This is a genomic window from Candidatus Avelusimicrobium faecicola (assembly GCA_900540405.1).
Classification (GTDB): Bacteria; Elusimicrobiota; Elusimicrobia; order Elusimicrobiales; family Elusimicrobiaceae; genus Avelusimicrobium; species Avelusimicrobium faecicola.
The window spans coordinates 1-11,121 of the sequence record UQFW01000050.1 but is presented as its reverse complement, the minus strand read 5'-3'; the positions used below and the strand labels follow the sequence as shown (position 1 = coordinate 11,121).

Genomic DNA, 11,121 nt, shown 5'->3' with positions numbered 1-11,121 from the left:
TCAAACGCAAACAAGGGGAAAAATGTTATTTTTCCCCTTGTGCGTTAATCTCTAAATCCTACCACCAGTTGTTATCTACTCGGTTTCGGGCAACTCTACGGGCGATATGTGTAAACTCGCCAACAACATATCCACCAGCCGTATATCACTGGGATACTGCACCAACTCGCGCGCCTTGGTTAAAGACACCCAACGGATAGAAATAATTTCCGCCGCGTCGTGTTTGCCAATGCGCCCCAGCTTTTTCATCAAATACCACTGCACCATTTTTTTAACATAGTTGCCCTGGAAAGTAAACGCATATTTTACCCGAATCATCGGCCGGACAATCACCGCTTTATAACCGGTTTCTTCCAGCACTTCGCGCAAAGCGGCCTGACGGGGCGTTTCGTTGGCCTCAATATGGCCTTTGGGGAAGGTCCAAATTTTTTTGCCTTTCATATTTTTAACTTGAACCAACAGCACCTTACGCCCGTCTAAAATTACACCGCCGCACGAAAATTCGGAAACAATCATAGTGCTTTCTCTAGGTGGTGCGCCACATTTAAGGCTACTTCTTCCTTCAAAATAGGCGCATAAAATTGCACCCCAATCGGCAGGCCGTTTTCGTCCTTACCAAACGGCACACTAATCCCGCCCAAACCGCCAATGTTGCCTTGGCAGGTGTATAAATCCGCCAGATACAAAGAGAGCGGGTTTTCGTCGTGTGCGCCCAACTTAAAAGCGGTAGTGGGAGAGGTGGGCGTTAAAATAACGTCCACTTGTTCAAACGCTTTCTTAAAATCGCGGCGGAGCAGTTCGCGCACTTTCATTGCTTTTACAAAACATTCTTCATAGCGGGCAGAGGTCAGCGCGTAAGTGCCGATAATAATACGCTTTTTAACTTCCAGCCCAAACGGCGCGCGGGAAAGCTCATAATAATCGTTTAATCCATGGGCCTCTTTGGCGGCGTAGCCGTAGCGGATGCCGTCATAACGACCCAAGTTGGAGGACGCCTCCGCACTGGTAATAATATAATAGCAAGGGGCCGCGTATTTAGCGTGCGGAACATCTACTTCCACCAAGGTTGCGCCCTGGGCTTCCAGTTGTTTGGCGGCCGCTTCCACCTGTTTTTTAATGACCGGGGCCAAGCCGTCCAAAAATCCTTTCGGCAGGCCCACGCGCACACCTTTTAAGTCCGCCGTAAAAGCAGCTTTATAATCCGGCACCGGGGCTTCTAAACTGGTGGAGTCATTCATATCTTTGCCGGAGATAACTTCCAGCACCGTGGCGCAATCGTCCACATTGTTGGCCAGTACGCCCACTTGGTCTGCACTGGAGGCGAAGGCTATTATGCCATAGCGGGAAATACGCCCGTAGCCGGGTTTCATACCCACCACGCCGCAAAAAGCCGCCGGCTGACGCACGGAGCCGCCGGTATCCGTACCTAATGCAACCGGCACCATTCCGCAAGCCACCGCCGCCGCACTGCCGCCGGAGCTTCCGCCCGGAACGCGTGTCGTATCCACCGGGTTATGCACCGGGCCATACACGGAGGTTTGGTTGCTGCTACCCATGGCAAATTCGTCCATATTGGCGCGGCCGATAATCACCGCATCCGCCGCCAACAGGTGTTCTACCACGGTGGCATTATACGGGGCCACATAATCCGCCAACATTTTGGAACAGCAAGTGGCTTTATGGCCTTTATATAAAATGTTATCTTTAATAGCCACGGGAACACCGGCCAGCGCGCCCAGTTTTTCCCCGCGGGCTTTTTTGGCGTCCACGGCCTGCGCTTGTTTCAAAGCGTCCTCGGCCCACACTTCCACCAATGCATTGATAGTGGGGTTGAGTTCGGCAATTTTGGCCAAACACGCCCGGGTGACGGCCTCGGCCGTTTGTTTGCCGGATTGGATATTGCTTAAAATTTCAGAAATGGTCATATTCATTTACAGTACCTTTTTCACTTTGGCGCAATCGTCTTTTTGGTCGTTAAAAGCACCAATCAGCGTGCGGGCTAACGCCGGGTCCTGCACCGGTTCGTCTTTACGCATGTGCGCGCAAAGGGAGGCTTCCGCCAGTTCTACGCCGTCCGTATTGACGGCCTTTAACTCGGCCACCCACTTAAACAACGCTTCTAATTGTTCTTTATAAATATCGGCTTCTTGGTCGGTCACTTTCATTTTGGCCAATTTGCCGGAAAGTTCCACATCTTTTTTGGTTATTTCCATAATATAATGCACTCCTAGAAATTATATTTTATATAATAATGGGGCAGCTTGGCTAGGCACGAAAAATTTGCCGTTGCCGGCCCGGTTGCAAGGGGGTAAAATGCCAGACGAAGAAAATAATTCCCAATGCCAAATCAACGATAAAAACCGCGAAGACTGCCACTGTGCGGCCACCGGCGGAAATTGCGTAAATTCCCATTTTACGCTAGCGATTGTGGCCGTATTACTATCCTGCTTTACGGGATTTTTTACGATTGCCCTGGCCTTGGCGGCGCTGATACTGGCCTTGCGCGCGCAGGATTTGGCGCGCGACGGCCACACCCAAGAAGCCAAAAGCACCGCCTTTTGGGTAGCCGTATTCAGCTGGCTGACAATAGCCATTGTGTTGTTGCCGGTAATAGCGGTGGTGTTTTTCGGCGGGGCGATTATGGCCCTGCTCGGCGCGATTTTATCCGCCGCCTAACACACCAAAAGCCCCGCGCAACACCGCAGGGCTGTGCGAAAATTCACAAAAAAGCCGGGCGAGGTGCCCGGCTTTTGTTATTGTCTGCAATTATTATCAAAACTCCAGTGCGGCGTATAGGAGTTGCCTTTCAGGTCCGCAATTAAGTGCGGGGCGCTGCCGTCAAAATCCATCACATACAGCTGGCGTTTGCCGCCGTTGCGCGTGGTGGTAAAGGCAATAAAACGCCCGTCGGGGGACCAGGTGGGGTCTTCGTTCGTGCCCGAATCCGTTGTTAAGCGGCGGATTTGCGTGCCCGTTAAGTCCACCAAAAAGATATCCATGGGATGAAACGGCGATTCACGCCCCGCAAACACAATCCATTCCCCGGTGGGCGACCATTGGGGAGAGTCCGACCAGTTGAAACTGCGGGTTAAGGGGCGGGTATCGCCTGTTTCCAAATTCATTACATAAATTTGCGGATTGCCGGCCCGGTTGGATACAAACGTAATATATTTTCCGTCCGGAGAGTAAGACGGCGAGCCGTCCACAGAGGCTTTATTCGTCAGGCGGGTCTTTTTGTGGGTTTCCAAATTGTATACATAAATACTGGGGTTAGAGCCGCCGGAGCTGGTAAACACTAAGGCTTTTCCGTCGGGCGAAACACCGCCGATTAAGGACAGCCCGCCGCGAATGACCACCGGTGCAATTTTGCCCAGTTTCATATCAATCGCAAAAATATCCGGGTTGCCATAGCGGTAAGTAGTGTAATAAATCCGCCCCTCTTTAGACCACCGGGGGAGCAGGGCAATACTTTTATCGTTCGTTAATTTTTGTAAATTTTGGCCGTCGTAATCCACCACATAAATTTCTTTTCTGCGGGTGGCGTCGTTGGCAAAAGCAATTTTAGTATCCGCAATACCGCACTTGCCCACTAGCGCACTGACGATTTGGTCCGCCGCCACATGGGCCAAGCGCCGCAAGCTGGATTGCGTACCTTTATAAGCCTTGGCAAATACTGCCGTGCGCGTGCTGACGTCATAAACATACAGGCGGATGGTGTAATGCGGCTCTGCATAAGACACACTCCCCGCCAGCACATACGCCGCGCCCTGTTTGCCCCACGCGCCCACGCTGTCCTGCACGCGCTTTTCGTTAAAAGCGGGGCCGGATTCCTGCACATCAAAATAGCGCATATACATCAAATCCGCACGAAGCACATCGCGCACTTCCTGCGCGGCATTTTGTGCTTTAGCCGGGGCGTTGAACTCCGGCAGACCCAAACCGGGCACTTTTTGGCTACCGTAAGAGGTAATACCAATGTAAACATCCGTATTAGGCCGCGCAAAAGCGACATTCACCACGCCGGCTAACAAAAGTAGCGGCAGAATACACTTAATTAAATTTTTCATAAAAGGTTATTTTAGTTTTGCCAACTCCGCTTTGGCCTGTTCGGCTTGCGGGGTGGAAGGAAATTCTTGCACGACGGATGCCAAATAACGGCGGGCTTCTTCCGTCTTGCCCAAGGGCACAATACTGCGCGCGTATTTCAGGCGGGCAGTGGCCGTTAATTTGCTTTGAGGAAACTTTTGCAACAGGGTGGCATACGCAATAGCCGCCGGTTTGGCTTGGCCGTCTGCCGCGTACGCATCCCCTAAATAAATATAGGCTTGTTCGGCTTGTTCACTGGTAGGATATTTGGAAATATACAACTTAAACCCGGTAGCCGCCGCCGCATAAGACTGTTTATCCAGCAAGCCTTTGGCCTCGTTGAATAAGTCGGACGGCAACACCGCCGCCGCTTGCTGGGTGGCCGGGGCTTGGGCCGCCGCCGGTTGGGCAGGCGTGCGCACCGTGGCGGATAAATCGTCCAGTTTCGTAGACAAGCGCACCATTTGCGTATCCAGTTGGGATAAATTTTCGCTGGATACAGAAAGGCTTTGCGTCAGTTCTTCCATTTTGGTAGCCAATTCAGCCTGATTGGTTTGCAAAACGGAAATGGAATCGTTCAGTTCTTTAAGCTGTAATTTAAGCGTGCCCATGTCACGCTCGCTGGCTAAACAGCCGCATAAAGCAAAGCCCGAACCTCCTATAAAAATAAGTTTAAGCACTTGTTTCATAGCGGTTCGGGCTCCTTTTTATTAAAGACTGTTTATTTTACGATAAGTACGGTATCCGCGCGGCGGTTTTTCGCCCAGCAGCTTTGCGTAGCTTCGTAGCAGACCGGTTTTTCTTCGCCGTAAGAAACAACGGCAATGTTTTCGGCCGCAATACCCAAGCGGGTGTAATAGGCTTTTACTTCGTTGGCTCTCTTTTCGCCCAAAGCGATGTTGTAAGAGATAGTGCCTCTGTCGTCGCAGTTGCCTTCCACCACTACTTTGAAGCCTTCGGCAGCTTTGGCTTTAATGGCCTTGGCGTTGGCTTCCAATACTTTGCGGTTTTCCGCAGTCAGATTGTATTTGTCCAGGGCGAAATGCACCGTACCCAAGCTCAGTTCCACAGCGGGAACAACTTCGGTCGTGGTTTCTTCCAATACCATTTCGCTGGAAGTGCCGGCGGTCAAGTCGGCGTTGGCATCGTCTTTAATGTTCTTTTTGCAAGCGGTCAAGCCGGCAGCTAAAGACAACACCAAAACTACTTTCAATAAGTTCTTCATTTGTATCTCCATTATTAAATATTGAGTCTACCTATAAATGATAGCAGAATTTTTGCCCCCGGGTCAATACAAAACCTCCCGCGTGCGCGTACTAAAGTGGGTTGCAGGCAAACGCTTTCCCTTTTTGCCGCCCGCCCTTACACAAAAACGGCCGGACCTTGCAACAGGCCCGGCCGTTCTTTATACTAAACCGATTAGGCCAATAACTTGGCTAACAGTTGGCTGATGAGCCGCGGGTTGGCTTTGCCTTTGCTGGCTTTCATCACCCCGCCCACCAAAGCACCGATGGCGGCCTTGTTGCCTTTTTTATAATCGGCCACCGCTTTGGGGTTGGCTTCAATAGCGGCTTTGGCCCATTCTTCCAGTTGGCCTTCGTCGCTTACTTGCACCATACCCAATTTTTCCACAATGGCTTTGGGGGAGCCGCCCTCCTGCCAAATTTTATCAAACACGTCGCGGCCCTGTTTGCGGGTAATTTTGCCGCCTTCCACCATTTCCAACAGCTCTGCCAATGTTTGGGCGGAAATGGGGCTTTGGGCAATTTCTTTCTTTTCCGCGTGGAGCATACCCAATAAATCGGTCTGAATCCAGTTGGAGGCCGTTTTGACAGACACCTTTTTGCCCGCCGTCACGGCTTCAAAATAAGTGGCCAAGTCCAGCGAGGACGTCAGCACGCCGGCATCATACGCATTTAACCCGGCCGCCATAAATTTGGCTTCTTTTTGGGCGGGCAGTTCCGGCATTTGCTTTTTGACCTCTTCCAACCATTCGTGTTTTAACACAATGGGCGGCAAGTCCGGCTCCGGGCAATAGCGGTAATCCAAGGCGTCCTCTTTGGAGCGCATGGGCCGCGTGACGTTTTGCTCTTTATCCCACAAGCGGGTTTCCTGCACCACCTGGCCGCCGTTATTTAACAGTTCCGTCTGGCGGTTGATTTCGTAATACAGGGCATCTTTTACGGCCTTAAAAGAGTTTAAGTTTTTAATTTCGCACCGGGTGCCGAATTTTTCCTGCCCCACCGGGCGCAAAGACACGTTCACATCTACGCGCAGTTCGCCTTTTTCCATATCACAGTTGGAGGCTTCCACCCATTTCATCAGGCGTTTAATTTCCGTCAGATACGCATAGGCTTCTTCCGGGCTGCGCATATCCGGCATGGAAACAATTTCCAGTAGCGGGCAACCCGCGCGGTTAAAGTCAATTAAAGAGTAATCTTCAAAGTGGGCGGATTTGCTGGCGTCTTCTTCCAAATGGGCATGATGAATACCGATTTTCTTTTTTTGCAAATTTTCTTTGGGGCCGAAGGTAATTTCAATGCTCCCGGCGCCGTTAATCGGTTTATCAAACTGTGTGATTTGATAGCCTTTGGGCAAATCCGGGTAGAAATAATGTTTGCGCGAAAAGGTGGAATATTCGTTAATTTTGCACCCCAGCGCGAGCCCCGCCTTTACGGCAAGTTTCACGGCGCCTTCCGTCAGTACCGGGAGTACCCCGGGCTGGCCCGTACAGCGCGGGCAAACGGCGGTATTGGGTTTGGTGTCTTCCCCTACGCCGTTGGGGCAAGAGCAAAACAGTTTGGTTTTGCTGGCCAGTTGGACGTGAATTTCCAGTCCAATAACAGGTTCAAATTTGGTTGTCACGGTTATCTATCTCCTAAATTATTATAATATCAAATATGCGAAACCTTTTTCAGCCTGTTTCCTACCAAAAGGGCGCGTGGTGGGCGGTATGCTCCACCACGGCGTGGAAGGCGTGTTCCTTTTTGAACAGCATTTTACTGGCGCTTTATTTTGGCACGCGGCCGGATACAGACTTATATTTTTATTTGATTATGCTTAGCGGCATGGCGGTCAATTTTGCCCAGCGGGTCAATGCCGCGGTTTTTATCCCGGAGGCTATGAATGCCGAAAAAACCGCCCCCCAAACCGGCATGCGCCTGCTGAATACCGTTTTCTGTTTTTATATTTTTCTGGGCGGATTAGTAGCCGCGGCAGGGCTCCTTTTCCCCACCGCGCTCGCTCGCGCGCTGACCCGCTTTTCCCCCGCGTTGCTAGCGGGCCAAACCCATTTATTTAGCGCCGTCTGCCTGTTGTTTGCGTGCCAATTAATTACCACTTATTTATCCGGCCTGTTGGAAATGCGCAAGCTGTTCGGCTCCGCATGGTTGGCCCCGGCCAATGCGCTCTTTCCGCTTGCGTGTTTACTAATAGGCGCCAAACAATGGGGGATTATCAGCATGGTGTACGGCTTTTTGGCGGCCAATGTACTGCAAATGGGCGTATTTATCTATTTATTAAAAACGCGGTGCGGGTGGGATTTTACCCCCGGGCGGGGCCTTTTTCATACGCGGCTAAAAAAGAATTTACTAACCAGCCAACTGTTGGAATTGGTGGGCCTGGCTAATACGCTTATTCCCGTGTATTTAATCAGCGGCCTAGCGGGCGGGTTAGTCAGCGCGCTCAATTACGCCAAGCAACTGGCGGACGCCCCCACGGAAATCCTCACCTGGCGCATTACCGGGGTTAGCAAAATCCAATTAAGCGAAGACTCCGCCCGCCAAGACGGCGAAGCCCTGAACGTACATTTTTTGCGCACCAACCGCTTTTTATTCTTTTTGCTGATGCCGCTTTTTGTGTTTACGGCTTTTTATGCGTTGGATATTGTGCGCTTATTTTTTGAACGCGGGAATTTTACCGCCCAATCGGCCCGAGAGGCCGCGGCGTTTTTGCGCCCGCTACTGCTTGTGATGGTTTTATTGGCGCCGGTTATGATGCAAAACAACCTGTTTGCCGCCCAACGCAAATTAAAAGAGGCTCTGCCTTATTTACTGGTTAGCAATTTGCTTTTTACCGGGGCGGTAATTGCGGGGATTTACTATTGGGGCGCGTTTGCGTACCCATATTTGCAAGCCGCGTGCTGTTTGATAGGCTTTGCCATTAATAAATATTTATTTGCCAAACACTTTGCCAAAATCGCTTACGGACGCTCTTTATTAGACGGCGTGCGGATTTTATCCTTAAATGTAATTGCGTTGGTTCCGGCGGCGGCCGCCACCAAATTTTGTGCATTTTCCGCGCCGTTTTTTACGGTTTTTACAGGCGGCATTATCTTTTTGGCGGCGCTGTGGGCGCTGACCAAATACAGCGGGGATTGGCGGGTTTTCTTACACACGCTTGCCGCACGCTGATTTTTTAAGCCGCGCTATTTTGGCCCATACACGCGGATAACTAACCCCGCACCGCAAACACAATTTCAGCAGGAAGAACTGCACCTTTAGCACCGCCGCGCGCCCGCGCAACAGGCCCAGCGGCACGGCTAATAATTCCGCCCGGTTTTCTACTGCCAACTGCCATTCTTCGGCCGTAAGCCCAAAGGCGGAAATATGGCTCAACAAACACGTTAAGCGCACATTTTCAAAACCGCGCGCACAGGCGGCGTAAAGGCCCGCGCTAACCAAACATTTCTGCGCCTGCATAAACGCTGTAAACAACGCGGTAAATTTACCTTGCACGCGCGAAGAAAGCGCATTTTTGCCCCCCACACAATAATAACTGGCGGTATCCGCCACAAAGGCCGCTTTGGGCGCGTGGGCCAACATTTGCACAGACGGCAAAATATCTTCCGCCACCGCCTGCAACGGAAAACAGATATTATTTTTTTGGAGCCACTCCCGCCGCACCAGTTTGCCGCACACACTCATAACGGCTTGGAAAGATTCAAACGCGGCGGCTTTTTCCGCCCCAACCATAACCGGTGGGCAAGCAAATTTTTCCGTTATGATTTTTCCGGTAGGCATTTCATACACCGGGCGCGGGCAGAGGCACACCTCCGCCCCGGTTTTTTGGGCGGCCGATACCATGCGTTGCAAAAAATGCGGCTCTAAAAAATCGTCGCCGTCCAAAAAGCAAACATACGTTCCTTCTGCGCGCAAAAGCCCGGCATTCCGCGCCGCCGCCACCCCTTGATTGGGTTGCGTAAGGCACATAAAATGCGGGTGCTGTTCCTTAAAATTTTGAATAATTTGGGTGGTATTATCGGTGGAGCCGTCGTTAATGACCAATACTTCATAATCCGTAAAGGTTTGGCAAACCACGCTTTCCAAACATTTGGGCAGTTCGTCCTGCATATTATATACAGGGATAATAATGCTTACTTGCGGGCGGCTAAACATAACTGTTCGTACTCCTGCACAAAATGCTCCGGACTAAAACGCCCGCACACTTCCCGCGCGCGGGAGCCAAACGCTTGGCGCAGGGATTCATCTTGCATAAGTTGCGCCATTTTTTCGGCTAACAAATCGGTATTTCCCTGCGGCACTAAAAAGCCGTCTGTGCCGTCGCGGATAATTACGTCCGGGCCGTTGCACACAAAGCTGACGGCAGGCACGCCCGCCGCCATGGCCTCCAACAGCACCAAGGGGAACCCCTCAAAGCGCGAGGACATAACCAGCAAATCCGCATATTGGTACGCGGCGCATAAATCCTTTTGGGGCGGCACGAACGACACACTGCCTTGCACGTCTAATGTTTCGGCCAAACTGGTTAGATTTTCTTTTTCTTCGCCGCCGCCCACAATGCACAACCGCCAATTTGCAAAGCGCGGCTGAATTAACTGCCACGCTTCCAACAGGCGCTCAAAGCCTTTCTGGCGGGTCAACCGTCCGACGGCAAGCACCGTATGCGGCGCGGTAAAATAGGGCGGGCGGGCCAACTGACGTTGTTGGGGCGCAAAAGCCGGGTTATAAATTACGCTGGTTTTCCAACGGGGGTAATGCCTTTCAATATAGGCTTTATCCCGCCAGGAAAGCACCACCACGCGGGCGGCGCGGTTAAGTAAAAAAAGGCGCCATTTGAGCCACTGCCGGCTTAGGCGCACTTTGGAAACGTCCAAATGTTCGGCAAAAATATACGGCACGCGCAACAGCCACGCGGCCGCCAATACGCCCAGTGCCATAAAAGAAATAACCACATCCGGCCGCGTGCGCTTAATGGCCCGCCGCCAGAGCCATACCCGTTTAAGGCGCGCCCACAGGCCTTGCGCCTGCGGGTCCGCATGGGCCTGCACCCGCTCCACACCCGGCGGCACCGTATAAAAATCCGGCGCGTCATACAGGGTGAGCAAGGTGATGCGGTGGCCGCGCCCAACGAGCCCGGCGCAAAGTTGCAACATCACGCGCTCCGCGCCGCCGCCGCCCAAAGTGGGTATGATACAGGTAATGTTCACAAAAAACCTCTTTTCAGAAAAAAAGCCCCGCACAGGCGGGGCCGAAATTACGCCAGCAACTCCGCAAACGCGCGCACGAAATCTTCAAACGGGTAGCGCTCTTTTAATTTAGCGGCTTCCACCGCAAACCCCACGCGCTTGCCCCAGTTGACCATTAATTCGTCCAGCGCAATCGTAAAGGGTTCTTCTTCCCCCGCGTTTACAATCAGTCCGTTAATGCCGTTAGCTACCAACTCCGTCACCGGGGCCGATTCACACGCCACGCAAGGCAGTTTGCTGGCCATGGCGTCCAACAAAATATCCGCTTGTGCCGGGTTTAAGGCCGGATAAGCAAAAATATCCGCATTACGCAGCAAACTGTAAACGTCGCTGGCCTCGGGGACGATTTCCGTACTGGCTTGCAGGTTGTGTTTTGCAATAAATTTTTGCAAAGCCGCTTTGGCCGTGCCGTCCCCCACCAGCGTTAAATGCCACGAGGTATGCGCCGGAGCCAACCGCGCCCACGTTTTAAGTAAGGTATCAAAGCCGCTTTCTTTAGCCAGTTTGCCCACCGCCACAATGTTGTTTTCTTTCTTAAAACAGGCGGG

At 51.9% G+C, this 11,121-nt stretch carries 12 protein-coding genes; 2 read left to right on the top strand and 10 right to left on the bottom strand.

The genetic code is table 11. From position 1 onward, the window contains the following. Window positions 1–75 precede the first annotated feature (75 nt). The 3 genes from ACQY18_RS05510 to gatC are packed head-to-tail and all read right to left on the bottom strand — an operon-like array spanning window position 76 to window position 2,213. On the bottom strand, window positions 76–516 hold the full coding sequence (locus tag ACQY18_RS05510; RefSeq protein WP_176778042.1) for an NUDIX domain-containing protein: 441 nt from the start codon (window positions 514–516) through the stop codon (window positions 76–78). Continuing rightward, window positions 513–1,931, bottom strand: coding sequence for an Asp-tRNA(Asn)/Glu-tRNA(Gln) amidotransferase subunit GatA (gene gatA, locus ACQY18_RS05505; protein WP_428039149.1), 1,419 nt, complete (start codon window positions 1,929–1,931; stop codon window positions 513–515). Before gatA ends, ACQY18_RS05510 begins: the two co-directional genes overlap by 4 nt. Further along, window positions 1,932–2,213 (bottom strand): Asp-tRNA(Asn)/Glu-tRNA(Gln) amidotransferase subunit GatC, encoded by a 282-nt coding sequence (gatC, locus tag ACQY18_RS05500; RefSeq protein ID WP_176778044.1) that lies wholly within the window; start codon window positions 2,211–2,213, stop codon window positions 1,932–1,934. It abuts the gene before it with no gap. 100 nt (window positions 2,214–2,313) lie between these two features. Between gatC and ACQY18_RS05495 the strand changes: the two genes are divergently transcribed. Next, on the top strand, window positions 2,314–2,676 hold the full coding sequence (locus ACQY18_RS05495) for a hypothetical protein (RefSeq protein WP_428039148.1): 363 nt from the start codon (window positions 2,314–2,316) through the stop codon (window positions 2,674–2,676). A 77-nt stretch (window positions 2,677–2,753) separates the two neighbouring features. On the opposite strand, the gene ACQY18_RS05490 is transcribed toward ACQY18_RS05495, so the two are convergent. The 4 genes from ACQY18_RS05490 to gatB all read right to left on the bottom strand — a co-directional run bounded on the left by ACQY18_RS05490 (window position 2,754) and on the right by gatB (window position 6,951). Continuing rightward, window positions 2,754–4,067, bottom strand: coding sequence for a hypothetical protein (locus ACQY18_RS05490; protein ID WP_428039147.1), 1,314 nt, complete (start codon window positions 4,065–4,067; stop codon window positions 2,754–2,756). 6 nt (window positions 4,068–4,073) lie between these two features. After that, window positions 4,074–4,775 (bottom strand): tetratricopeptide repeat protein, encoded by a 702-nt coding sequence (locus ACQY18_RS05485; protein ID WP_176778047.1) that lies wholly within the window; start codon window positions 4,773–4,775, stop codon window positions 4,074–4,076. A gap of 32 nt (window positions 4,776–4,807) precedes the next feature. Further along, window positions 4,808–5,311, bottom strand: coding sequence for an OmpA family protein (locus ACQY18_RS05480; RefSeq protein ID WP_176778048.1), 504 nt, complete (start codon window positions 5,309–5,311; stop codon window positions 4,808–4,810). A 194-nt stretch (window positions 5,312–5,505) separates the two neighbouring features. Then, window positions 5,506–6,951 carry an Asp-tRNA(Asn)/Glu-tRNA(Gln) amidotransferase subunit GatB gene (gene gatB / locus ACQY18_RS05475; protein WP_428039146.1) on the bottom strand — a complete coding sequence of 482 codons (1,446 nt, stop codon included), beginning with the start codon at window positions 6,949–6,951 and terminating at the stop codon, window positions 5,506–5,508. Window positions 6,952–6,986: 35 nt separating this feature from the next. On the opposite strand from gatB, the gene ACQY18_RS05470 reads away from it, so the two are divergent. Beyond that, window positions 6,987–8,498, top strand: coding sequence for a lipid II flippase MurJ (locus tag ACQY18_RS05470; protein WP_428039145.1), 1,512 nt, complete (start codon window positions 6,987–6,989; stop codon window positions 8,496–8,498). On the opposite strand, the gene ACQY18_RS05465 is transcribed toward ACQY18_RS05470, so the two are convergent. From ACQY18_RS05465 to ACQY18_RS05455, 3 genes are all read right to left on the bottom strand, one after another. After that, window positions 8,475–9,482, bottom strand: coding sequence for a glycosyltransferase family 2 protein (locus tag ACQY18_RS05465; protein ID WP_428039144.1), 1,008 nt, complete (start codon window positions 9,480–9,482; stop codon window positions 8,475–8,477). The genes ACQY18_RS05470 and ACQY18_RS05465 overlap by 24 nt on opposite strands. Then, window positions 9,461–10,534, bottom strand: coding sequence for a glycosyltransferase family 4 protein (locus ACQY18_RS05460; RefSeq protein ID WP_428039143.1), 1,074 nt, complete (start codon window positions 10,532–10,534; stop codon window positions 9,461–9,463). The genes ACQY18_RS05465 and ACQY18_RS05460 overlap by 22 nt, the downstream gene beginning before the upstream one ends. A gap of 47 nt (window positions 10,535–10,581) precedes the next feature. Further along, window positions 10,582–11,121, bottom strand: a 540-nt coding sequence (locus ACQY18_RS05455) for a glycosyltransferase (RefSeq protein WP_428039142.1), incomplete at its 5' end; no start/stop codon positions are given.